This window comes from Flavobacterium omnivorum, from assembly GCF_900099915.1.
GTDB classification, from domain to species: Bacteria; Bacteroidota; Bacteroidia; order Flavobacteriales; family Flavobacteriaceae; genus Flavobacterium; species Flavobacterium omnivorum.
In genome coordinates this window covers 168,226-191,976 of record NZ_FNDB01000003.1, presented here as the reverse complement: position 1 = coordinate 191,976, position 23,751 = coordinate 168,226, and the positions used below count along the sequence as shown (strand labels likewise).

General features: G+C 34.2%; 19 protein-coding genes and 1 pseudogene. 8 read left to right on the top strand and 12 right to left on the bottom strand.

Annotated elements, in window-relative coordinates:
- Positions 1-18 precede the first annotated feature (18 nt).
- From istA to BLS90_RS04540, 3 genes are all read left to right on the top strand, one after another.
- Positions 19-1,566, top strand: a complete 1,548-nt coding sequence (gene istA / locus BLS90_RS04550; RefSeq protein WP_091255762.1) for an IS21 family transposase — start codon at positions 19-21, stop codon at positions 1,564-1,566.
- A gap of 18 nt (positions 1,567-1,584) precedes the next feature.
- A complete protein-coding gene (gene istB / locus BLS90_RS04545) occupies positions 1,585-2,322 on the top strand; it encodes an IS21-like element helper ATPase IstB (RefSeq protein ID WP_091255760.1) in 738 nt (245 codons plus the stop codon).
- 196 nt (positions 2,323-2,518) lie between these two features.
- Positions 2,519-2,713: a hypothetical protein gene (locus BLS90_RS04540; protein ID WP_091255757.1), complete on the top strand. Its 195-nt coding sequence runs from the start codon at positions 2,519-2,521 to the stop codon at positions 2,711-2,713.
- A gap of 669 nt (positions 2,714-3,382) precedes the next feature.
- On the opposite strand, the gene BLS90_RS04535 is transcribed toward BLS90_RS04540, so the two are convergent.
- Together BLS90_RS04535 and BLS90_RS04530 are read right to left on the bottom strand one after the other, a co-directional pair.
- The gene (locus BLS90_RS04535; protein WP_091255754.1) at positions 3,383-5,101 is read right to left on the bottom strand and encodes a tetratricopeptide repeat-containing sensor histidine kinase; all 1,719 of its coding nucleotides are present in this window, start codon (positions 5,099-5,101) and stop codon (positions 3,383-3,385) included.
- A 56-nt stretch (positions 5,102-5,157) separates the two neighbouring features.
- Positions 5,158-5,388: a hypothetical protein gene (locus BLS90_RS04530; RefSeq protein WP_091255751.1), complete on the bottom strand. Its 231-nt coding sequence runs from the start codon at positions 5,386-5,388 to the stop codon at positions 5,158-5,160.
- A 345-nt stretch (positions 5,389-5,733) separates the two neighbouring features.
- Here BLS90_RS04530 and BLS90_RS04525 point away from each other — a divergent pair, with 345 nt between their 5' ends.
- A complete protein-coding gene (locus BLS90_RS04525; RefSeq protein ID WP_091255749.1) occupies positions 5,734-6,612 on the top strand; it encodes a hypothetical protein in 879 nt (292 codons plus the stop codon).
- Positions 6,613-7,060: 448 nt separating this feature from the next.
- On the opposite strand, the gene BLS90_RS04520 is transcribed toward BLS90_RS04525, so the two are convergent.
- Positions 7,061-8,824 (bottom strand): DUF885 domain-containing protein, encoded by a 1,764-nt coding sequence (locus BLS90_RS04520; protein ID WP_091255747.1) that lies wholly within the window; start codon positions 8,822-8,824, stop codon positions 7,061-7,063.
- A gap of 181 nt (positions 8,825-9,005) precedes the next feature.
- Here BLS90_RS04520 and BLS90_RS04515 point away from each other — a divergent pair, with 181 nt between their 5' ends.
- Complete coding sequence (locus BLS90_RS04515; RefSeq protein WP_091255745.1) at positions 9,006-11,153, top strand: M3 family metallopeptidase; 2,148 nt, start codon at positions 9,006-9,008, stop codon at positions 11,151-11,153.
- Positions 11,154-11,233: 80 nt separating this feature from the next.
- Here the strand turns inward: BLS90_RS04515 and BLS90_RS04510 are convergent, their stop codons facing one another.
- The 7 genes and pseudogenes from BLS90_RS04510 to BLS90_RS17060 form a co-directional block, all read right to left on the bottom strand.
- Complete coding sequence (locus BLS90_RS04510; RefSeq protein ID WP_091255743.1) at positions 11,234-11,596, bottom strand: nuclear transport factor 2 family protein; 363 nt, start codon at positions 11,594-11,596, stop codon at positions 11,234-11,236.
- An 83-nt stretch (positions 11,597-11,679) separates the two neighbouring features.
- Entirely contained in the window at positions 11,680-12,588 is a 909-nt protein-coding gene (locus tag BLS90_RS04505; protein ID WP_091255741.1) for a pseudouridine synthase, read from the bottom strand.
- Between the two features lie 290 nt (positions 12,589-12,878).
- A complete protein-coding gene (locus tag BLS90_RS04500) occupies positions 12,879-13,802 on the bottom strand; it encodes a geranylgeranylglycerol-phosphate geranylgeranyltransferase (RefSeq protein WP_245705044.1) in 924 nt (307 codons plus the stop codon).
- A 132-nt stretch (positions 13,803-13,934) separates the two neighbouring features.
- Complete coding sequence (locus tag BLS90_RS04495; protein ID WP_091255736.1) at positions 13,935-14,873, bottom strand: mevalonate kinase family protein; 939 nt, start codon at positions 14,871-14,873, stop codon at positions 13,935-13,937.
- A 56-nt stretch (positions 14,874-14,929) separates the two neighbouring features.
- Positions 14,930-15,124, bottom strand: a complete 195-nt coding sequence (locus BLS90_RS04490) for a hypothetical protein (RefSeq protein ID WP_091255734.1) — start codon at positions 15,122-15,124, stop codon at positions 14,930-14,932.
- 41 nt (positions 15,125-15,165) lie between these two features.
- Positions 15,166-16,269: a diphosphomevalonate/mevalonate 3,5-bisphosphate decarboxylase family protein gene (locus tag BLS90_RS04485; protein WP_091255731.1), complete on the bottom strand. Its 1,104-nt coding sequence runs from the start codon at positions 16,267-16,269 to the stop codon at positions 15,166-15,168.
- Positions 16,270-16,369: 100 nt separating this feature from the next.
- A pseudogene (locus BLS90_RS17060) lies at positions 16,370-18,769 on the bottom strand (outer membrane beta-barrel protein).
- Between the two features lie 203 nt (positions 18,770-18,972).
- On the opposite strand from BLS90_RS17060, the gene BLS90_RS04470 reads away from it, so the two are divergent.
- The 3 genes from BLS90_RS04470 to BLS90_RS04460 all read left to right on the top strand — a co-directional run bounded on the left by BLS90_RS04470 (position 18,973) and on the right by BLS90_RS04460 (position 21,471).
- Positions 18,973-20,019, top strand: a complete 1,047-nt coding sequence (locus BLS90_RS04470; protein WP_091255726.1) for a sensor histidine kinase — start codon at positions 18,973-18,975, stop codon at positions 20,017-20,019.
- A gap of 3 nt (positions 20,020-20,022) precedes the next feature.
- Positions 20,023-20,736: a LytR/AlgR family response regulator transcription factor gene (locus BLS90_RS04465; protein WP_091255723.1), complete on the top strand. Its 714-nt coding sequence runs from the start codon at positions 20,023-20,025 to the stop codon at positions 20,734-20,736.
- A 258-nt stretch (positions 20,737-20,994) separates the two neighbouring features.
- Positions 20,995-21,471 (top strand): TspO/MBR family protein, encoded by a 477-nt coding sequence (locus tag BLS90_RS04460; protein WP_091255721.1) that lies wholly within the window; start codon positions 20,995-20,997, stop codon positions 21,469-21,471.
- 53 nt (positions 21,472-21,524) lie between these two features.
- Here BLS90_RS04460 and BLS90_RS04455 read toward each other — a convergent pair whose 3' ends face one another.
- Together BLS90_RS04455 and BLS90_RS04450 are read right to left on the bottom strand one after the other, a co-directional pair.
- Positions 21,525-22,265 (bottom strand): peptidase associated/transthyretin-like domain-containing protein, encoded by a 741-nt coding sequence (locus BLS90_RS04455; RefSeq protein ID WP_091255720.1) that lies wholly within the window; start codon positions 22,263-22,265, stop codon positions 21,525-21,527.
- An 83-nt stretch (positions 22,266-22,348) separates the two neighbouring features.
- Entirely contained in the window at positions 22,349-23,557 is a 1,209-nt protein-coding gene (locus tag BLS90_RS04450; RefSeq protein WP_091255718.1) for a BaiN/RdsA family NAD(P)/FAD-dependent oxidoreductase, read from the bottom strand.
- Positions 23,558-23,751: the final 194 nt, after the last annotated feature.

The following is a 23,751-nucleotide window of genomic DNA, read 5'->3' as shown; positions in this document are numbered from 1 at the left end:
GTTAAAAAAATACGGATTATGGCAAACAAATTAATAGACATGAGTAAAATTAGAAAAGTAATTAAATTCTATTGTAACGGCAAGAGTAAGTTATTCATAAGTAGCTACTTATCCCTTTCTAGGAATACAGTAAAGAAGTATATTTCTTTATTTGAAGTCCTTGGATTAAGTTTAGAAGTCCTTAATGAAAAAACAGATGCAGAACTAGAACTTTTGTTTTCACATACTACCGTGGAATCAATAAGTACCAAGATGCAGATTCTTTATGCTTTTTTCCCTAAAATGGAACGGGAACTTAAAAAAGTGGGCGTTACCATTCAGCACCTTTGGGAGCAATATATTGCCCTAAACCCTGAAGGCTACAAGAGTTCACAATTTAGCCATCACTACAAAATATGGGGCAAACGGGTCAATCCGGTAATGCATATGAATCACAAAGCTGGTGATAAAATGTATGTAGATTATGCTGGAAAAACACTCTCTATCATTGATAAAGACACAGGAGAAATCAAAGAAGTACAGTTTTTTGTAGCCATATTGGGAGCCAGTCAATACACCTATGCAGAGGCTTCTATGAGCCAACAAAAGGAAGATTTTGTTAGTTCTGTTGAGAATGCTATGTGCTTTTTCGAGGGTACTCCTGAGGCTATTGTCCCCGACAATCTAAAATCTGCAGTAATAAAAAGCAGTCGTTTTGAACCCACAATTAATGAGACCTTGGCTGATTTAGCCGAACATTACCAAACCACAATCTTGCCTGCTAGGGCGTATAAACCACGAGATAAGTCATTGGTTGAAGGAGCCGTTAAGATATTGTACCGAAGGATTTATGTAAATCTAAAAGAAACCAAATTCTTTTCTCTGGAAGAATTAAACCAGCAGATATGGGATTTATTGGATGCTCACAATAGCCGAAAACTCACAGGACGTCCTTACTCTCGTATAGAATTATTTTTAGAAGACGAGCAACAAAAACTACGTCCACTACCACAAGAACGCTTTGAAATCAAATACCAATCCTTTGCAACAGTGATGCAAAATGGACATGTTCAATTGAGTCAGGACAAAAATTACTACAGCGTTCCCTATCAATATATAAAGAAAAAAGCGAAACTATTATATACCAAATCAACCGTAGAGATCTATTACAAATACAACCGAATAGCTGTTCACGCGCGAAATTACAAGCCTTACATCTATAATACAACTCCAGAACATTTGGCCAGTACGCATCAATTTGTAGCCCAGTGGAGTGCTGCTCGCTTCATTGATTGGGCAAATAGCATTGATGCCTTTGTAGGGGAATATATTTTACAGATTATTGAAAGTAGAAACCATCCTGAACAAGCCTATAAAAGTTGTTTAGGAATACTAAATTTCGAGAAAAAGGTGGGGAAGCAGCGATTAATAAATGCTTGCAGGCGGGCACTTGATTTTAAAATTTACAATTTTAAGACCATACAAAATATATTAGAAAACAACTTAGACCATATTGATTTTGAACAAGAACCCGAGCAAGAACTCCCGGTTCACGGTAACATAAGAGGAAAACAGTATTATAATTAAATTAAAAACCAAGTAATCATGAATGAATCCACAGTAACAAAAATGAAACAAATGAAGCTTTATGGCATGTTCAATGCTTTTAAAACAGCTATTGAAAGCGGAAAAACAGACCATTACACACTCGATCAGTTTGTATCGATGCTAATTGATGCCGAATGGGATGAAAGGCACAATCGGCGTATTGCTCGCAGTATCACTAATGCCCGATTCCATTACAAATCAAATATTGAAAACATCAATTTTGACCAAACCCGTAATCTAGATCGTAACATGGTTCTGCGTTTAGCAGAATGTGAATTTGTAGAAAAAAACGAAAATATTTTAATCACTGGAAGTACTGGTGTAGGCAAAAGTTATTTAGGCACTGCATTAGGCTATCAAGCCTGTATACAGGGTTTTAAAGTGAGTTATTTTAATACATCTAAGTTGTTTGCTAAATTAAAAATGGCCAAAGCAGATGGTTCTTACCTACGAGAATTGGCTAAAATAGAAAGGCAAGATGTTATTATACTAGACGATTTTGGACTCCAAGCATTGGATAGTCACAACCGAATTACCCTTTTGGAGATCATTGAAGACAGGCATAATAATGGTTCCATTATTGTAACCTCACAAATCCCAGTGCAGGGTTGGTATGATATAATTGGCGAAAAAACTATTGCCGATGCCATTTTGGATAGACTCATACATCAATCCCATCGACTCGAATTACATGGAGAATCTATGAGAAAAAAAAGAGGGTTAAACAAAGGCTAATATTTAACTATATTTGAATACTAATTAACAGATGAAAAAGAGTAGTTTTTAATGAAAAATGGGGTGGTCATTTTGCTCCGGAATTGGGTGGTCACTTTGAATTGGAATCAGGTGCTCACTTTAAATTGGAATTGGGTGGTCAATATCACTGGAATTTGCAAATATTACTAAAATAGTATCCGAAACTAATCATCAAATGAAGGGAAGTTATGTAATGGTTGATCCGGCAGGTCGTTTTTTTGACAATACAACTGGAAAACATTTTTACAGTGAACCTATTTTAGAAGTTGGTTGTGATGCGGCTATTCAACAAATGAATTATGATGCTTTAAAATTTGATGAACGAGGTGGTAACTATACTTGGGAAAGATCAAAATTAAAAATAGCATAAGATGATTGGTAATCAAAGAACAAGAAGTCCTCCACAACCTAATTGTTCAATTAAAAAAGGAAATTCAAACAATAACTATTACTAATAAATTAAGATTAATAAAAATGAGCAATTGAAAACCTATTATCCGCACAAACATTAAGACTTAATAAGCTGGTATTCAGTTTTTTAAGTCTTTTTTGTTTTGGATGTTTTCCTAAAAACAACACTCTTTCTTAAACCTGTGCCCTAGAACACCTATTTAAATTTAAATTATTCTAGAAAGGAGAACTTTTAGGTTATATGATTTCGGGCTTATAAAGTTAGATTTCAAAGGTCGTGTTTTCAGAATCGACACAACTTTCGATATAATGAATAGACTTTGTCGTCTGCCGACTTTGATACACAAGTTAAGGAAATTGAACAGGGTATGAAGAATAAACGTAGTAAATAAAAAGAAGCAGGAAAAAAATTGCAAACGGCAAAAGGTTAATTTATCAGCATTTTTACATCGCAGTTGAAAAGGAGTACCTCGATATGTGCTCTTTTAATTTTTAACAAAGCTTCATCACAATATTTTGCATATTGAATTGCGGGAACATCAAGTTCTTGGAGTATTTGAGCTGAACCCACATCATTAAAAGCGATTTCATCAGTATTTAAAACTTTTGTGAACCTATTTGTGTTGTATTATTTAGGAAGTAAAATTTTAGCTTTGAATCCTTTATTGATTTGAGAATCAAACATAAGTATTCCTTTTACTGCCTGAATGCGGTTTTCTGCATTTTGCAGTCCATTTTTTAAAATTAATTTTTCCGTGAAGCCTAGCCCATTATCTGAATAGTCAATTATCACATTATTCTGATCGCTATCAAACCCAATGATCACAAAATTGGCTTGGCTGTATTTTTTCATATTAACCATGAGCTCTTGCAATACTCTTTGCAATGCGATCTTTTTTTCGTTTTCGATTTTTGACCAATCTATTGAATTTCCATTTTTTATAATAACTTCAACGCTGTCACATTTATAATTACTAAGCATTTGTTTTAGATTGCGTTCAAAACTTTCTCCTGTTTCTATAGTGCTATTCTCCTTAGAGAAATCTCGTGTTCTAACATATATTTTATCAAGATTGTCTAACAGCGTTTCTTTTTTTATAGGGTTTAATAAATCTTGCGTTTGGGCAAAAGTCATAGCATAAAAAACATCATTAGCGAGTTCATCATGGAGTTGTTTTGAAATCCGAGTTTCAGTATTGTAACTTGCGATTAATAGCTCTCGTTTACTTTTATTTTTAAAATAGTGGATAAGAAAACCGATTCCGCCAAGTAGTACAACTAATCCAAAACTAAGCAAGTACTTTTCGTTTTTTTGCGTTTCAAGTTGCAAAAGGGTTTCAGCTCTTAGTCCCTTGTATTTTATATTTTCCAAAGTCGCTTCTCTGGAATCATACTTAATTTTAGCAAACTGATTTTTAGCATTGTTTCGTATGGTTTTAATGCTATCATTGAGATTTACAAACACTGCGGCATAACTATTCACCCCTTTTTCCATATTATAGGACATTAAAAATTCCAATGCCTCCAATCGTTCGTCGATACTTTGATACTTTGTGGCTACCTCATAAGCCTGCAATGCATTCTCCTTCGATTTTTGATGATCTCGATCTTTATAAAAATCCGCTAAATGCAAATAGCTTTCTATACTTCCATAAGAATCGTTAATTTTTTTCCTAATTGCTAATCCCTGATTCATTAGGGCTAGTCCTTTTGCTAGAGCATTGTCTTTATAATAAGCAAATCCCAGATTGTCAATAATTATAGCTTTTTTATGAGGGATAGTATCTAAAATAGTAGATTTTGAAATGGGCTCTAAAAATGCTACTGCTTCTCTATACTTTTCTTGTTCTATATAAACCGTTGCAATATTATTAACAGGAGTCACTCTCAATAATGGATCGTTTACCGTTTTTAAAATTTTATTATAAAAGAAAATGGCGTCTTCATAATTTTTTAGTTCTTTTGAAGAGATTCCAAATAGATTATTTGCTGCTATTTGATATTCAATATTATTCTTTATAAAGGGTAAAGCCTCTGTTAAGGTTTCTTCACTATCATTATAATCACCAAATGTTTGTTGAATCCTCGCTAATTGAATTAAATTATAAGCGGCAAAAGCATCGTTTTTTTCTATTTCAAACAAATCTTTCGATTTCATATAATGATAGAATGCCTTATCAAATTTTTTATCCATGTAATAAGTGTCGCCTAAACCGGATAACTTCTTAGCTAAGACACTATTTGCAGTTTCATTCTTTTTAAGATTGGAAGAAATTGTTTCTGTACCCTCTTGGCAAGAGACAATTGAAAATAAGAGTAGTAAAATAAAGATCGGGGAACGCACCATATAAAGTAACTTTCCCCGAAATTAGTATTTAATTATAAAACAAAAACTTTTTATTATTAATTTTTTGGCGGATGTATAATAATTACGTCATCACCGGGGCCGCCATTTGCGCTAGCCGTGCTTGTGTTAAGAATAGAAATACTGCCATTTCCCATTGATTTTGGATTTTCTTTTTGAATTGCGTATTCCTTTGCTTGAGATGTTGTACTATCAATAGCATCAGCATCACAGGATACCATAACTAAGCCCGATACTGCAAAAGCAGCTGTAAAAAATATTTTTTTCATGATTGTAATTGTTAAAAATTAGACATAGGTTTGGCCGTTCGATAACTGTAATCGAATAATTAGCAGTGGCCAAACCAGTAAAATGAGAGCAGTTTGTTTTGGTTTCGGGAAGTAAAGTGAGCTAGTACAGAACCGTTTGATTATACTTCCCGGAATAAAAATTCTGTTCGGTATGGCGTCACTTTTATAGAAGTAGTTTTGTACATTTGTTCGTATCGCGAAATAGAACAACAACTAATTCTGAGGCAAAGTACTGATGCTTCTGAAGTAAAATTGATATGAAATTCCTATGATTCCCAGTATGACGAAGGATTCCTAAAAATTCCTAAAAATTCCTTTAAGCTTATGGTGAAAAATACTTTAGAAGATTATAAAGCAGCTATTAAATTGAAGTATGAGACAGAAAAAAGGGGAAGTCATTCCAGTTTTTTGCTAAATCCTTCTCGCGCTAAATTGAGGAAATTGTGTGCCGAGTTATTTAAAAATGAGGCAAGCGCTGACGATTTAAAAAGCTTTTCTGTTTTTTTTCAATTTGATTTTCTTCCAAATTGCTCCAACAAATTAAAAGATCAAACAGATAGATTCAGGCCTATTGAAACCTTTTTTAAAGGAGAAACAGATTTAACTGATATTGAAGCAGTGAATATTGCGGCAATATTGGTTGGTTTTAATCCTAGACCTTATCTTAAATTTTCAAAAACCGAATCTTCAAAAAAAGAGTTTAGTCTTATAGATAATTATGAAAATAGTGTTGTGCACCAAGTTACCGTAGAAGGTAAAAGGGCTATAAATGACAACAGGGAGAATGATGGAATAATTCAACCATCGTTCTTGGTGAAAAAGCAAATGCGATTTTTACAGACGCAGCAAATGATTCCAGCAATGCTTCTGATTTTAGTCCTAGTTGGTTTCGGATATTGGGTTTTTTTAAAAAAAACATGTATGCAATGGCAAAAAGACCATTATGAAGTGGTGGAGTGTGAAACTGAAGAAGTCGGGATTGTAAACGTGTACTCCAAACTACCGATAAATGAAAATATGCTAGGTTTTAAAAAAATTGCGGTAACGGACACAACAACTTTTTTTAAGCATAACAAACCCGTTTTATGGTATTGTAAAAATGGAGACCATCTTGATTTTTTTAATGGCCCAGGTTTTCATCCTGAAAATGATAAAACGTTAAAACCGATTACCCAATATATGATAGATAAGTACGTGAAGTAAGTCTGCACTAATGAAATATTCAAACGCTCTCTGTATGGTTGTTTATTTTTTGTCCGATGGAACGAAATTGTCGTTTGTCTTATCGGATATCTTTAGCAAAGTAAAATTCAATGGCATTAAAAGTTTTTATTAGGTTTAAAAGAGTTAAAAATCAGCTTTTAAATAATGTCTCTTTCTTCACTTTACGATTAAAATTGAAATTTCCTTTGAAATTATATTTGAGAAACTAAACAGTATTGAAAATTTTTCGAAGAAATTCATCAAGATAAATCGATTTCTTCTGTAATTGAACTAATGGATGTAATTGTATATCCAATAAGAGTGAAAATACAGTATTCAGAAGGTGGCCTGAGCTTTTTGGATACCTTAAGGAATTTTTAAGATCTGTGATCCGCACATAAAAAAAGCTTCTCAATTGAGAAGCTCTGTTTGTATCTACTTACAAGAATTATTTGTTTTCTATCCATGCATTAATTTTCTTTTCCAATAATGCTAAAGGCATGACTCCAGATTCCAATACTTTTTCATGGAATTTTTTAATATCAAATTTAGTTCCCATTTTAGTTTCTGCTTTTTTGCGAAGCTCCATGATTTTTAACTGGCCAATCTTATAAGACAAGGCTTGTCCTGGAATCGCCATGTAACGCTCTATTTCAGGTATAATACTCGCTTCACTTTCGGCTTCGTTTGCTAATGAATATTTAATAGCTTGCTCTCTGGTCCAACCCTTGGAATGTAATCCGGTGTCAACAACTAATCGAACCGCACGGTGCATTTCATTGCCCAGCATTCCAAAATACTGATACGGATCTTGATACAATCCCAGTTCTTTTCCTAAACTTTCTGTGTATAAAGCCCAACCTTCGCCGTAAGCTCCAAACCAATTGAATTTTCTGAAATCAGGAAGACTTTCGTTTTCTTGTTGTAAGGATATTTGAAAGTGATGTCCCGGAATCGCTTCATGCAAAAACAAATCTTCATCACCATACATGTTATAATTCGCTACATCGGGAATTGGAACATAGAAAATACCGGGACGCGTGCCATCAGCCGTTCCTTGGTTGTATTCCGCACTAGCCGTTTGCTCTCTAAAAGCTTCGGTGCGTCTGATTTCAAATTTCGTTTTAGGTTGCAAGGCGAATAATTTATCTACATTCGGTTTGATGCGGGTGTAAATGCTTTGGAAATTAGCAATAACTTCTTCTGGTTTGGTGAAAGGTTTTAACTCCTTTTTATTTCGAACTTCCTCAAAGAATTCCAATAATGTGCCTTTGAAGCCTACTTGCGTTTTTACCTTTTCCATTTCGGCAGTCAGTCGTGCTACTTCTTTTAGTCCTAATTCGTGAATGGCTTCTGGAGTCATATTAGTAGTAGTCCATTGTTTTACATAAGCTGCATATAGCTCTTTTCCAAAAGGTAAACTTCCTATTCCGCTGGTTGTTCTAGAGGCAGGAAGATATTCTTTATTCAGAAAATCAGCCATTTTCTTGTATTGCGGAATCAGTTTGGTATTGATTGTCGCCGTGTATTTTGCTGTTAAATCTTCTTTGATGCTGTCAGGGAAAGAAGCAGGCATTAATTTTATTGCCGAATAAAATAAATTGTCTTCAATATTTGGCGTAGCCATTTCTGCAAATTGTGGAATCAGTTTCACCGTTAATGATTTTGGTAACACAACGCCTTTGTCTAATCCTTTTTTCATGTAAACCATAGCTGAATCGATCCAAACAGCGTATTTATCCATTCTTTTCAGGAAATTGGTATAGTCTTTTTCTGTTTTAAAAGGTTGTGCGCTGGTTCCTCCCGCAAACTGACCCATAGTGAGGTGTGTACCCCAAAATTGATGAACTGGAAGCAAATTGGTAGGTTGTTTTAATAAATCTGTACCAATTTCAACTTCCCATTTGATGATTTCGTAACTGTTTTTTTCTTCCTCGGATAAGTTTTCTTGATCAATGTGATTTAACGCAGATTGGTATTTGTCAAAAAAAGCTTCTTGCGAGTTTCTAAAACTATCCGTCATCTCAAATTGCAACTGATCGTTGTATTGGTTTTGACCACTTTGTGTTGCTCCCAAAGGATCTAATGCATTTTTGTCGTCAAAATAGTTTTTTGTTAAACTTGTAAAATCTTCTTTTTTATCTTCGGATTTGCAATTAACTAGCAGCAAAGAAGCTGTTATTGTAAAGAAAAGAATGGTTATTTTTCTCATAATGAATGTTTGATTATAGATTTAGCTAATTTATTCTTTTTTTTTTAATTTTCTATAGTAGACTAGGTATAGGTTTAGTAAAGTACTATTTCTTTTTCATAAAATTAAGTTAAGGCGCCGCTATAGTTCTTGGTTTGAATAGATTTCGGCTAAATTTACGATTCTAATTAATTAAACTCAAATGAGAAAAAAATCCTTTTTCATTTTGTTAGTCATTGGGAATATGCTAACAATTGAAGCACAAGAGAAAAAAGAAAACACGACTATGAACCCATTTTTTCAAGCTTACGACACGCCGTTTAATGTGCCGCCTTTCGACAAAATTAAAAATGAACATTTTAAACCTGCTATTTTAGAAGGAATTAGTAAACATCAAGCGGAGATTAATGCTATTGCAAATACTACGCAGCCTGCCACTTTTGAAAATACGATTCTTGCCATGGAAAATGCAGGGGAATTATTGTCGAATGTGAATACGGTTTTTTCTAATTTGAATTCGGCTAATACCAATAAAGAAATTCAGAATATTGCCAAAGAAACAGCGCCAAATCTTTCGGCTCACAGAGATAATATCTACTTGAATGAGAAATTATTTGCGAAAGTAAAATTGCTTTGGGACAAAAAAGAAGCATTAGGCTTAAATTTAGAACAAGCTAAAATTTTAGATAATGCGTACAAAGATTTTGTTCGAAGTGGAGCCAATTTATCAAATGCTGACAAAGAAATATTGCGTAAATTAAACGGAGATCTTTCGTTGACCAGTTTAAAATACGGTCAGAATATTTTGGCGGAGACCAATTCATATGAGTTAGTTATTGATAATAAAAAAGATTTGGCCGGATTGCCACAAGGATTAATTGACGCTGCGGCTGTTGATGCTAAAGCAAAAGGCAAAGATGGAAAATGGGTTTTTACCCTTTCGAATTCCAGTGTAATGCCGTTTTTGCAATACAGTTCTAACAGAGAATTGCGCAAGCAGATTTGGAATGCCTACCAAACGAGAGGGAATCAAGATAATGAATTTGATAATAAGAAGAATGCAGTGGATTTAGCAAATCTTCGTGGACAAAAAGCGAGATTGTTAGGCTATAAATCGCATTCCAATTATATTTTAGAAGAGTCGATGGCTAAAACACCCGAGAATGTGAACAAATTGTTGAATGATTTGTGGAAACCAGCTTTGGAAATAGCCAAAACAGAAGCCGCCGACATTCAGAAAATGATGGCTAAAGAAGGAATTAAAGGTGCGGTAAAACCGTATGATTGGAGATATTACACGGAGAAAATTAGAAAAGAACGTTTTGATCTTGACGAAGAGGAATTGAAACCGTATTTCAGTTTAGATAATGTTAGAAAAGGTGTTTTTCAGGTAACCGAAAAATTATATGGAATTCAATTCAAAGCATTAACTAATGTTCCAAAATACCACGAAGACGCGACCGTTTGGGAGGTTTTAGAAAAAGATGGTACGCATCTGGGTGTTTTGTTCATGGATTTTCATCCGCGTGAATCGAAACGTGGCGGCGCTTGGATGACCTCGTATAGAACTCAAAAAACTGTTGACGGAAAGCGTGTGGCTCCAGTAGTTTCTATTGTTTGTAATTTCACAAAACCATCAGCAACTGCTCCGGCACTTTTAACTTTTGATGAAGTGACGACTTTCTTTCATGAATTCGGACATTCCTTACACGGATTATTATCGAATGTGACGTACAAAAGTTTAGCAGGAACAAGTGTTCCAAGAGATTTCGTAGAACTTCCTTCTCAAATTATGGAAAACTGGGCGGCTGAACCCGAGGTTTTAAAAATGTATGCAAAGCATTATAAAACTGGCGAAGTGATTCCAGAAACGCTAGTGAATAAATTGAAAAAAGCAGGGACTTTTGATCAAGGTTTTGCCACAACGGAATATCTTGCAGCTTCTTTATTGGATTTAGAATACCATTCTCAAACCAAAGACATAACTGTTGATGCAAACGCTTTCGAAAAAGCAGCAATGACAAAAATTGGTTTGATTTCATCTATTATTCCAAGATACCGCAGCACGTATTTCAGCCATATATTCTCTGGAGGATATTCTTCAGGATATTATAGTTACATCTGGTCAGGAGTTCTAGATACCGATGCTTTTGAAGCGTTCAAAACAACTACTTTGTTCAATCCTGAAAAAGCAAAATTATTCCGTGAGAATGTTTTGGAAAAAGGAGGAACCGAAGATCCTATGGTTTTGTACAAACGTTTCCGTGGCGCCGAGCCAAGTATCGAGCCGTTGTTGAGAAAACGTGGCTTGGACAAAAAAGAAGAACCCCTTAAAAAAATAAAAGGATAAGTATATTTTCTTCTAAAATAAAAACCCTACGACATATATAGATTGTCGTAGGGTTTTTTGTTTTTAATCAAAATCGGTTTTTATCCGTGATACACTCGGGAAGCAATTATTTTGTCTTCTCTAATGTCCAATACTTCCGCTACCAATAAATCTTCTTCACCAGTAACTGTTCTTGTGTATTCCATAAAAACGCGGTCGCCATTGGCAGTTAGCGATTTTACTTGGTAATTCAAGCTTGGTAAACGCTCAAAAGCATCTTTCCACCATTCTCGTAATGCTTCTTTACCGGTAACAAAACCGTTACTTTCCGGTTTATATATTTTTAGTTTTGGACTAAAATGAACGGCATCTTCATCATATAAAGATAATAATTTTTCTAATTCTTTATTATTGAAAGTTTCAAACCATTTAAAAGCAATTGATTGTAATTTTTCTGGTGTCATACTTATTAGGATTGAATTTTTAATTAAAAAAATTCCATTCCGTATAACGGATGGGATTTCATTTTTATAATTTCAAAGAAATATTAAACGTTCTTCAAATTGATAATTTCTTGGTCAGTAAGCAATCTCCAGTTTCCTCTTGGCAAATTCTTTTTAGTCAAACCAGCAAAAGCTACCCTGTCAATACGCAATACGTCATAACTAAAGTGTTCAAAAATATTACGAACCACTTTCACATTAGCTGATCTTAATTGCAATCCAATTTCACTTTTCGCTTCGCCTTCAATATAGCTTACATCTTCCACAAAAACGCGATGTCCGTCAAGCGTCAAACCTTTATTTATTTTTTCTAAATCCTCAAATTTCAAGTTTTTATCTAATGAAACTTGGTAAATTTTTGATGATTTTTGACTTGGTAACGTAAATTTACGAATCATATCCGTGTCATTCGTGAACAATAACAAACCAGTTGTATTCTTGTCCATTCTTCCGACTGCGCCAATTTTTGCAGTAGTAGAACCTTTAACCAATTCTAATACATTACGATATTCCTGACCTTCGTCCATCGCAGTGGTGAAGTTTTTAGGTTTGTTCAGTAAGATGTATACTTTTTTCTCCGGTGTCAAAGTAGACCCGTCAAAGTTCACAACATCACCCGGTTTTACCATGTACCCCATTTCGATAACAGGAATTCCGTTAACTTTCACCGTCCCGGATTGAATGTAAATATCCGCATCACGACGCGAGCACGCACCAGAATTAGCGATGTATTTATTCAAACGAATTTCGTCTTTTACTTTCGGTCTCTTTGGTGCTTGATTTGGTTTTTTCTCTACTTTATCAGTAGCGATATCGGCAACTTTAGTAGTAATTTTAACTTTTTTCGGCCCTTGAGCGCGCTTCTGCATGGCAGGTTTTGGCTTATTCGAACTTGGTCTTGAGCTAGCTGCTCTAGGACCACTTTTCTTATTATTGCCTTCCTTGTTATTCATAATATTCCAATAATTTGTGCAAAGATACTATTTATATACTTGACAATCAATAACCACCAATTATAAAAACGCTAACTGTCTAGTTAATAAGCTAATTAATATGATTCTTTTGATTTTTTAGAGCTATTTAGCTGCGCTGAATCTTCGATGTCCCGCTTTCCACGCTATCTTTTTCTTTTTAAAGGAAAAAGAAAAAGGATGCCGTTACAATCGGGGCTAACCTGTCAGGGAATATAGGAGAATTTCGAGAATGGTTTTTTATCCTTTTTATAATTTGGGAAAAGGCAACATTAAACCATCAACAGTCTTTTTCCGTGCCATAAAACACTTGGGTTAATCAAGACAATGCAAAATACTCCGGCAACAATAAGAAATTTCAATACGTTGTGAAGCAGCAAAAACTGTGGTTTCGCATTGGATTTCCATAAGTAAAGCAAGAAGAAGATTAGGATAATGAGACAAGAATAAAAATAAATATCCATATAACCCACATCATAAATATCAATCAAAGCGTAAACGGGTAAAACAGTCAGAATGGTCAATACCGTGATGGTTATTTTTGATTTCTCTTCGCCGTAAACAATAGGAATCGTTTTATAATCATTGGCTAAATCCCCTTTTAGGTTTTCTAAGTCCTTTATCATTTCCCGAATCAACAGTAATAAAAATAAAAAACTGGCATGCGAAAAAATAACTCCAAGTTGTCTTTTGTAATTCTCTATATCTTCAAAGGGAATACGGGTGTAAAAGTAAAGAAGTATGGCAAAAAAAGGCAAAACTGCCAATACTGCCGCAGTAAGATTTCCTACAATAGGGTATTTTTTTATTTTATGAGAATAAAACCAGATGAAAAAGATATATCCTGAAAAGAATAAAAAAACGCGCCAAGAAACGAATAATGCCATCAAAGCCACAATAAAATTAAGCGTAAAATACACACTTAGTTTTGTTTTCTGGCTTACTAATCGATCTAACATGGACTTGTTAGGTCGGTTAATTAAATCCTTTTGGCTATCATAAAAATTATTAATAATATATCCCGAAGCAATGGTAAGCGAAGAGGCAAAAACGAGTATAAATAAATTGAAATCAAGTAGAATATCCAGCGCTCTTTTGTCGGGAGCAAGGATAAAGATCGCGGAGAGATACTGCGCTAGAATAATTATTGGAATATTATATCCGCGAACCACCGAGAACAAACTTATAATTTTCATCAATAAAAGTTTGTTCTTTCTGTTCATTACTGTTTTGGTTAGCCACGAACCTGGCTAGTGCAGGCAGGGCAGGAAGGTGTAAATTTTTTAAAGTTTATTTGAGTGTATTCTTCTTTTTTCGAGAAAAAGGAATTAGAATTGATATACCACTTCTAGTTTATAATCTTTCAACGATGCTTTGGCTTTTTCTAAATCTTCAGTGAAACCTAAGATGTAACCGCCACCACCGGAGCCACATAATTTTAAATAATAATCATTGCTGTCAATTCCTTGTTGCCAAATTCCGTGGAATTGTTCTGGAATCATTGGTTTGAAGTTATTCAAAACCACTTTTGATAATTTCTTGGTATTCATGAACAAAGATTTCATATCTCCGCCAAGGAAATTCTCTACACAAGCATCCGTATATTTTACAAATTGATTTTTCAACATCGCACGAAAACCTTTGTCTTTTAGATTTTCCATGAATATGTTTACCATCGGAGCCGTTTCACCTACAATTCCGGAGTCTAACAAAAATACGGCACCTTTTCCGTCAAAACTTTGTGTTGGAATACCAGTTGCTTCAATATTGTCTTTCGAATTAATCAGAATTGGAATACTCAAATAACTGTTCAATGGGTCCAAACCAGAACTTTTTCCGTGGAAAAAACTCTCCATTTGGGAGAATATATTTTTTAATTGCAATAATTTTTCACGTGTTAAATTTTCTAGCACTGTGATTTTATTGTGTGCGTATTTATCATAAATAGCGGCAACTAGTGCACCACTGCTTCCTACGCCATATCCTTGCGGAATGCTGGAGTCAAAATACATTCCTGTTTCAATGTCACTGTTTAAAGTTGTCAAATCAAAAGTAACCAAGCTAGGTTGCTCTTTTTGTAAAGTTTCCAAATAAGTTACAAAACGCCTTAAATTTGCATTTGATTTTATTGCCTCGGCAGAAGGATTTTCTTCTTTCTTAAGCGCGCCATTGTAAAAATTATAGGGAATTGAAAGCCCTTTTGAGTCACGAATAATTCCGTATTCTCCAAAGAGTAATATTTTTGAGTAAAACAAAGGTCCTTTCATATGATATTTTAAATTAACAATTTGGGGTTGATAATTAGGTATTTATTTTATAATTTTTATAAATCAACTTGGTCTCCGCGATTTGCTTCTTGAATTCTAAGATCAATTTCTTCTTGTTGTTCAGGAGATAAATCTTTCCAAATATCTTTTTTTTGTGCTTTGAAAATATTTTTTACAGCCTCGATTATAGTCGTATCGTCAGTTTCTAACAGCATTTTAATCAATTCTAATTTCTCTGATTGAATATCCATAATTTTAGCTCTTTAAAAAATAAAGATAGGGAAAAAATAGGTTAAATCAACACAGCGCCATTTCCAATTTCGTCACAAATGTACTGCCCATTTTGACAATAGCCAACTAATTCGTTCTTAATAAATTGTAAAACTGTTTCGGCAACATTTTCGGGATATAAAACATGCACATTTGCACCGGCATCTAATGTGAAACAAACCGGAATTTTAGTCTCATTTCTAAATTTCCAGATCGCATTTATGATCTGTAAGGTGTTTGGCTTCATTAATATAAAATAAGGCATTGAAGTCATCATCATGGCGTGCAAAGTCAAGGCTTCGCTTTCAACTATTTTTATGAAAGCGTCTAAATCGCCACTTATAAAAATAGTAATCAGTGCGTCTAAATTTTCATGTGCTTGTGCAAATCGCCTTTCGGCAAAAGGATGGTTGTGCATCAAGTCATGACCAACGGTACTTGAAACTTGTTTTTCACCTTTGTCAACCAGTAAAATGGTATCTTGAAAATTCTTAAAATTAGCATGAATAACATTTGGAAATTCAACTCCAAATAAATCAGAACTTCCAGAGATATTTGCATGATTGCCCCAAACCACTACTTGTCCTTTTACACTTCTGCAAGCGCTTCCAGAACCCAGTCGCGCTAATAAAGACGCTTTTTGAAAGAAATAATCATCGGTCATTTCCGGATTTAATGCTTTTTCTAAGCTCATCAAATTCATGGCTAAAGCTGCCATTCCAGATGCCGATGAAGCAATCCCAGAACTGTGCGGAAAAGTGTTTTCCGTGTCAATCGTAAAATGATAGTCTTTTAAAAACGGCAAATAGATTTCTATTCGCTCCAAGAATTTTTGAATTTTAGGTTTGAAATCTTCTTTGGGCTTTCCTTCAAAAAGCAAATCAAAAGAGAAATTATTACCAGCCACATTGAGCGCAGTCGAAATCTCTTTTTTGGCGAAAGCCAATTTAGTAATCGTCTTGCAATTATTCAAGGTAAAACTCACCGATGGATTAGCTGGAATTTGATTGTCTTTTTTTCCCCAATATTTTACAAGGGCAATGTTGCTGGGTGCGCTCCACTGAAAAAAACCACTTTCAACCGAATGCGTATATTTTGATGGAATAAAATCGTTTGGTGAAATCATGAATGATAAAATTTACGCAAAGATACTTTTTTTTGCCACCACTGATTCGTAGTTTTTTGAAATCGTCACCCTTTTTTGAGTAAAACGGAATGATTAACCCTTACAATCTGTTTTGCTCCTCATTCAGGTCGGCCTCTTTTACTTCTTTCTTTTTTGCTGTTCCAAAATTGTACGTAAGGGATACCGTTATTTTGCGAGTTTCCCAACAATTGACCCAATTAGTAGTTACGTTATCTTGTTTGGTGCTTTGTATCCACTGGCTTTTTCTCAATACATTTTGAGCACTCAAATTTAGGCGAATTTTTTTGTCAAAAAAGTCTTTTCTCATCGTAAATGACATGTCATAGGATGGTTTGAAAGTCGTGTTTCCGTAAGCGCCATTTTGGCTGTAAAAACTATTCCAAGTCGCACTCCAATCTTTAGCCAAAGTAAATGATTGATTTAACGCTCCCGAAAAGGAGACGCCGCTATCGTTAAATTTGTAGTTTTCTAAATCAGAAGTTGCTTGACCATATGTAAGCTCGCTGCTGAGTTGTGCTTCCCACCATTTTTTAAAGGTAATGCTGGTATTGAGTGATAATCCGATAGTTTTTGACTTTCCGATATTGTCATAGGACAAAGTAGTTATTTTGGTATCAGTATCATAATCAATGATTTGGTACATTTCATCTTTCGAGAAATTAGCAAAAAGAGAAAGTGACGTTTTTTGTTTTTTAATCCACACCACTTCAAATGCATCTGTAAATTGAGGTGTTAAATTTGGATTCCCTACAGATACATTATAGGTGTCAATATATTCAAAATAAGGATTTAAGTACAAGTAACGTGGTCTTTGAATACGGCGGCTGTATGAAAATTTGAATTGATCGTTTTTGAAATTTCCGTTAATACTGAAGGAAGGGAAAAGCGATAAATAATTGTCTTTGTTGGTGTTATTTGAGGTTAATGAGGTTGCATTGTAATTGATATATTCTGCTCTTAGTCCGGCTTAAATGTCAAAATTCCCTTTGGTGAAATTAGTAATGCCATAGCCCGATAGAATGGATTCTTTGTAAATTAATTGATTGCTTCTATTCGTGTTGGTAATGTATTCTCCTTGATCATTTCTATCTTTTAAAATAATGGTGTAGTCATTGTTTACGTAACTCAGTTTGCTACCGGTTTCAAAGTTGAATTTGTCATTGATCTTTTTTTCGAAGTCTACTCGCGCACTGATAATATTGAAATTTGTAGGGTTTTGATATTTAACATCTTCGGTGTTGCGGTACATTTCATTCGTATCCGATGTGAAGTAGGAGTTGGTCGTTATGCGGTCGTTATCATTTTTATAATTAGCATAATTTATTTGAGCATCTATCTTGGTATCTAAACTATCAGATGCAAAATTGTAAAATACAGTTCCCGTTAGTGTATTGTTCACCAAGTCGTTTTGAGTGTTTAAGATGGTGTATCTTTTGTACACCGTGTCATCAAATTCGTTGGTTCGTCCTTTTGTAAATTCATCACTTTTGTACAAGGAATAATTAGCGGACGCACCCAAGCTCGCATTTTTATTTATTTTATATCCTGCTCCAAAATTTCCTGAATAATTGTTTGAAACCGGTAGCCAATCATTTTTTTGTTGCAAAGTAGTGGTAATTGTTGGCGTTACTACAGTTTGGTCTATCGTTCTGCGATTTACACTTTCTACATAGCCGTAATTCATGCCAAATTTTAGATTCCATTTTTCGGTATTATTGTATAGGTTTAATCCGTTATTATTTCTGATAAACTCAGCATACCCTACTGAGGTTCTTAGATTTCCAGTCAAACCAGTAGCGGCTGATTTTTTTAGAACGATATTAAAAATTCCTGCACTTCCCGAGGCATCATATTTTGCTGAAGGATTTGCTATTATTTCAACCGATTTAATGTTGGCGCCATCAACTGATTTAAGATATTGTTTTAACTCCTCACCTGATAAAAGAGATGGTTTGCCATCAATCATAATTTGAAGGTTGGCGTTGCCTCTAAAAACTACATTCTCATCTTTGTCTAATTGTACACCAGGCAATTTACTCAACGTTTCCAGTCCGTCATTGCCATTGCCAAAACCTGCCTTGTCAATATCTACAATCATCTTGTCTCTGCTGAGTTTTATAACGCTCTTTTTTTGCAGCACTACTACTTCGTTTAGCGCTACTGAATCTTCCTCTAAATCAAAATTTTGCGTTACATTTTTAGTAGTCGATGGGACGGTTTTTGACTGTACCGTTTTAAAACCTAACAACTCGATTTTGATGTAGAATGCTGTATTGGTTAGAGGCATTTCATACTTTCCGTTTTCATCAGTTGTGGTGTATGAAATAAAAGAATTGTTACTTACATCAAAAAGGGAAACAGTTGCAAAGGCTACTTTCTGGGTGCTTTTTTTTGTGGTAACTATTCCAGTAATTTTTGCGCTTTGCGCAAACAGTGTACTAATGTTAAAAAATAATAAAAAGGCGATTGTAGTTTTCATGTTGTTTGGTTTTGTTATCAGCAAATGTATATGAGATTACAAAGGCAAAAAGTCGATTTACACCATCGCGGTTTTCTATTACATGAAACCTGAAATAAGAATTTTTTTATTGTTTTGGTCAAAAAAAACCTGTTCGTACAGAGAAATCAGGCGTTCATCCAAAAAATAATAATAAGTAAAACAAGAATGCGTAAATTCGATTCATGGATGTAAATAAAAAACAATGGTACTTTCATATTGGGCTCGTGCTCATTATTGTATTGATGGACCTTTTTTCGGATTATGTGTATGGGGGTGGGAAAGGATTCTTTAGGAATTTTCAACTCCCCTTAAATTACAATCAAATCATTATGTACACGGCAACATTTACAACGTATGCTGTTAATTATTATATTATATGTCCATACACTTTAGGAAAGAAACACTATTGGAGATTTGCTATTGGTGTACTATACCTGATCATTATTTTTGGACGTGTTCGATACTTGCTTGAGGAAGTAATTTTGTATCATTTTACTGGGAAACACAATTATTTCGAGGAATCAAGAAAGTTTTGGTTTTACACTTTTGATAACTCGATTTTTGCTATAAAATCAATTTTGTATAGTGCCGTAGTGTATTACTTTTTTGAATTTGCGGCCAACCAAAGTCGACTGCACAAGCTAGAACTCGACTACAACAAAGCAGAATTGAATTTGCTTAAATCACAAATTGAACCTCACTTTTTGTTCAATACCTTAAATACTTTTTACACTGACCTAATTGATGTGCAACCTAAGGTGGCCAAAGATATTTATCGGTTATCTCAACTCCTTCGGTATGTAACGTATGAAGCTGGAAATGAATTTATGCCCCTCAGCAAAGAGATAAAATTCATAGAAGATTATATTTATTTGCACCGAAAAAGATTTGAAGATACTTTATTTTTAGAATACACCGTTGAGGGAATTGTTGGCGAACAAAGAGTGCCGTCGCTTGTTTTTATACATTTTGTCGAAAATATTTTCAAACATGGCATGATTAATAGTGCGGCCTTTCCAGCTAAAATTAAAATACAAATTACAGAGCGTGAAGTGATTATTGAAACATCAAATAGGATATCATCTTCAGAAAAGTATACGAATACTGGCATTGGAAAAGACAATTTAGAACGTAGATTGAGTGCGATTTATAAAGAGGATTTTGTTTTACTTTACACTAATTCTAATGATGTATTTACAACCTTGCTTCAATTGCCCTTTAAAATATAAATTATGAAAGTAATAAAATGCCTTATTGTTGATGATGAACCGCCTGCTATCCGATTGATAGAAAAATATTTGATTAGGGTTCCTTTTCTGGAATTGATATCTTCTACCACAAATGCACTTACTGCGCTTTCGCTAATAGAAGAAGGAGGTATCGACCTCGTTTTCATGGATATTCAAATGCCAGATTTAACAGGCTTGCAATTGTCTAAACTCGTGAAAGGGAAAACAAAAATTATCTTTACAACTGCTTATCCGCAGTTTGCCATACAAAGCTACGAAGTGGATGCCGTTGATTATTTATTAAAACCATTTGAATTTGAACGTTTTTACGAGGCTGTTTTAAAAGTGAAAAATAGTTTTAAAGCTGAGGTAAAAGAGGTTCCAAAAGAGGTGGATGATTTTATTTTTGTCAAAACCGACGGAAAAAATAATTTTGACAAAGTGAACGTCAATGAGATTTGCTATATCGAAGGGCTAAAAAATTATGTAGCCATCCATTTAAAGGACAGACAAGTAATAACTAACAATACCTTAAAAAGTATTGAGGATTTTTTACCAACTAGTGATTTTGTCAAAACGCATAAATCATTTATTGTTTCGTTACGTCATATCACGAAAACGGATTCATTAAGTGTTTTTATTAACGGAAAAAGCATACCTATTGGCGATACCTACAAAAAAGAATTATTTGAAATCATTCAACAAAAAAAACTGTAAAGTTTACAAGGTTTTTTTGAGCTAAAAGAGACTTCTTTCTATTTTTTGTTCTTCATAATTTTTACTCTCAATTTAATTCGTTGTCAAATTTTTTATGGAGTATATCGATACCGTTTTTTTTTAAACTTTTTTAGTTAGAATAAATTCCTAAAATCAGTGTCAATTTTGCTTATATTGCCGGTCTATTGAAAGCTTTTTTCATTTTATTGAATCATAGTGAAGATTTGATTAAATTTGGCTCCTATTAGAAATATAAAAATGAATAAAATCACCCGAATATTAGCAGTTGTTGTTACGTGTCTTGTTATTGGTTATTTCTCAGGAAACGTAACTCGCTCTGCGATTACTACTTGGTATCCTACGCTGATTAAACCAAGTTTTAATCCACCCAATTGGATTTTTGCACCCGTTTGGAGCATGTTGTATATGATGATGGGTGTTGCAGCAGGTTTAGTTTGGAACCAAATAGAAGTTGAGAAAGAAGCAGTGAAAAAAGCGTTGATTTTATTTGCTATACAATTAGCACTAAATGCGTTGTGGTCGTATTTATTCTTTGGATTACACAACCCGATGTTAGCCGGATTAGAAATTATTGTGTTGTGGTTGATGATTTTTGAAACATATATTCAGTTTTCCAAAATCAATAAAATTGCAGGCTATTTATTCATTCCATATTTGGCGTGGGTCAGTTTTGCCGCAGTTTTAAATGGAAGTATTTGGTGGTTGAATAGGTAGTTGGTAGGTTTTAGTTTCAGGCAAAAGTTTTTCATATTAATTGGATGCAACGGTTAATTGGGTTTGTAGTGTAAAATTTTTGTACTCATAAATTCCATTAACGTCAGTTCATTTCTTTCGCTCGCTATACTATCGGCTTTTGGGTCTTTGGCACAAAAAGCCAAAAAATTATCAATTTGTCCGGGCTTTAGCTGTAAGGTTTCGGTAAAAAAATCAGCTTTACATCTCGTTTTTGCAGCGTCAGTAAAAGCTAAAAGTGGGCCTTTATCAGCAGCTACCTCTTTCTCCTTTTTAAATAATTTAAAAATCATTCCGCCAATTCTCATTAAATCCATGCCGTTTTCAATAGTGCCATCGTAGACACCTAGATTTTTCAATTTTTTTGCATTTTTCTCCAATGCGTATTGATCCAATTTTGCTTGTTCCCATTTCACATCTTTACTAAGCTTTATGGACGGCATGTTTTGCACGACTACTTCTTTTAGTTCTTCAATTTTAGAAGATAATGTGACTTTAAGAGTATCTTGATTTAAGACTGCGACTGAAATTTTTATTTCTTTTATTTCATGATTTTTAGCAACAAATACCAAAACATCATTGATTTCGATATTAATTGTAAAATTTCCTTCAGAATCGGTCAAAGTAACGGTTTTGGTGGTAGCATTGATTACCTCAACTTTGGTTGCGGCGGTTTTATCAAAGTGCACTTGTCCTTGAATGCGTTCGCTTGCTTGTGCAAAACCACTTTGATAAAGTATAAATGTACAAATAGAAACGAGTAATTTTGTTTTCATAAAGATCTGATAATACGATGGTAAAGTTATCAGAATCTTCTTAAATAAAACTTACTGAAGTTTTAAACTCTTGTTAATTAAATTTAAATTGAAGTTGCCACAATAAACCCGCTTGTCCATGCATTTTGAAAATTGAATCCCCCGGTAATGGCGTCAATATTAACAATTTCCCCAGCAAAATAGAGGTTTTCATGCAATTTGCTTTCCATAGTTTTGAAGTTGATTTCCTTTAAATCGATTCCGCCTGCAGTTACAAATTCTTCTTTAAACGTACTTTTTCCGTTGACTTGAAAAGTGCCATTTGTGAGTTGATTTGTTAAGTTTTGTAGCTGTAATTTTGATAAATCAGCCCATTTCGTTTCGGCTTCAATTTCTGAAGCGAGCACCAGATTTTCCCATAATCTATTGGTTAATTCGAAAGGGGATTTTTTGGAAACTGCTTTTTTAGCGTGTTCTTGCTTTAATGCTTTTAGTTTTTTCTCCACATCTTCTTTGTCTGCGTCATTCAACCAATTTACGAAAATGGTAAACTGATAATTTTTGTCATGCAGGATTCGGGCTCCCCAAGCGGAGAGTTTCAAAATTGCGGGACCACTCATTCCCCAATGCGTGATCAATAAAGGTCCCGTGGAAGTAAGTTTGGTATCTTTTACTTTTACGGTTGCTAAAGCTGCAACACCAGGTAATTCTTTTATTCTAGAATCTTTTATATTAAACGTAAATAGGGAAGGGACTGGAGTAATTACAGCATGCCCAAAAGACTGCAGCATTTCCCAGATTTTAGGATTGCTTCCGGTAGCTAGAATCAGCTTTTCGGCAAGATAATTTTCAGTTTGGGTTTCGATTTTCCATTCATTTTCTTTCTTGAAAATAGATTGTACACTTTGTCCCGTAAGTACTGCAATTCCCAGTTTTTGGGTAGCATTCAGGAAACAATCAATAATCGTTTGTGAGGAATTCGAAACAGGAAACATGCGTCCGTCCGCTTCAATTTTGAGTTGTACGCCATGATTCTCAAACCATTCAATCGTGTCGCCAGAGCAAAACTGATGAAAAGGACCGCGTAATTCTTTTTCGCCACGCGGATAAAATTTTACCAATTCATTCGGTTCAAAAATAGCGTGCGTCACGTTGCATCTTCCACCGCCGGAAATGCGAACTTTTTGTAGTACTTCTGCACCTCGTTCTAAAATTGCAACTTTCAGTTTTGGATTTTTCTCTACAATATTAATCGCTGTAAAAAATCCGGCAGCGCCGCCGCCTACTATCATTATATCGAAATTCTGATTCATTTTTTAACCATTAAGAGAGTTAAGATTTTTAAGTTTATTACTGAGTTTTAGCTAATTTTCAATAGTCTTAATGTACGTAATTATCTTGAAATCTAATTAATTTTTCAACCATTAAGAGAGTTAAGCTTTTTAAGTTTATTCATATGTTTACGTTTGCTCTTAATAGCCTTAATTCACTTAATGGTTGAGAGCTT

Bases quoted from the DNA above. Each gene is read 5' to 3' on its own strand.
- istA (WP_091255762.1), top strand. From the start codon at position 19: ATGGCAAACAAATTAATAGACATGAGTAAAATTAGAAAAGTAATTAAA.
- istB (WP_091255760.1), top strand. From the start codon at position 1,585: ATGAATGAATCCACAGTAACAAAAATGAAACAAATGAAGCTTTATGGC.
- BLS90_RS04540 (WP_091255757.1), top strand. From the start codon at position 2,519: ATGAAGGGAAGTTATGTAATGGTTGATCCGGCAGGTCGTTTTTTTGAC.
- BLS90_RS04535 (WP_091255754.1), bottom strand. From the start codon at position 5,101: ATGGTGCGTTCCCCGATCTTTATTTTACTACTCTTATTTTCAATTGTC.
- BLS90_RS04530 (WP_091255751.1), bottom strand. From the start codon at position 5,388: ATGAAAAAAATATTTTTTACAGCTGCTTTTGCAGTATCGGGCTTAGTT.
- BLS90_RS04525 (WP_091255749.1), top strand. From the start codon at position 5,734: ATGGTGAAAAATACTTTAGAAGATTATAAAGCAGCTATTAAATTGAAG.
- BLS90_RS04520 (WP_091255747.1), bottom strand. From the start codon at position 8,824: ATGAGAAAAATAACCATTCTTTTCTTTACAATAACAGCTTCTTTGCTG.
- BLS90_RS04515 (WP_091255745.1), top strand. From the start codon at position 9,006: ATGAGAAAAAAATCCTTTTTCATTTTGTTAGTCATTGGGAATATGCTA.
- BLS90_RS04510 (WP_091255743.1), bottom strand. From the start codon at position 11,596: ATGACACCAGAAAAATTACAATCAATTGCTTTTAAATGGTTTGAAACT.
- BLS90_RS04505 (WP_091255741.1), bottom strand. From the start codon at position 12,588: ATGAATAACAAGGAAGGCAATAATAAGAAAAGTGGTCCTAGAGCAGCT.
- BLS90_RS04500 (WP_245705044.1), bottom strand. From the start codon at position 13,802: ATGAAAATTATAAGTTTGTTCTCGGTGGTTCGCGGATATAATATTCCA.
- BLS90_RS04495 (WP_091255736.1), bottom strand. From the start codon at position 14,873: ATGAAAGGACCTTTGTTTTACTCAAAAATATTACTCTTTGGAGAATAC.
- BLS90_RS04490 (WP_091255734.1), bottom strand. From the start codon at position 15,124: ATGGATATTCAATCAGAGAAATTAGAATTGATTAAAATGCTGTTAGAA.
- BLS90_RS04485 (WP_091255731.1), bottom strand. From the start codon at position 16,269: ATGATTTCACCAAACGATTTTATTCCATCAAAATATACGCATTCGGTT.
- BLS90_RS04470 (WP_091255726.1), top strand. From the start codon at position 18,973: ATGGATGTAAATAAAAAACAATGGTACTTTCATATTGGGCTCGTGCTC.
- BLS90_RS04465 (WP_091255723.1), top strand. From the start codon at position 20,023: ATGAAAGTAATAAAATGCCTTATTGTTGATGATGAACCGCCTGCTATC.
- BLS90_RS04460 (WP_091255721.1), top strand. From the start codon at position 20,995: ATGAATAAAATCACCCGAATATTAGCAGTTGTTGTTACGTGTCTTGTT.
- BLS90_RS04455 (WP_091255720.1), bottom strand. From the start codon at position 22,265: ATGAAAACAAAATTACTCGTTTCTATTTGTACATTTATACTTTATCAA.
- BLS90_RS04450 (WP_091255718.1), bottom strand. From the start codon at position 23,557: ATGAATCAGAATTTCGATATAATGATAGTAGGCGGCGGCGCTGCCGGA.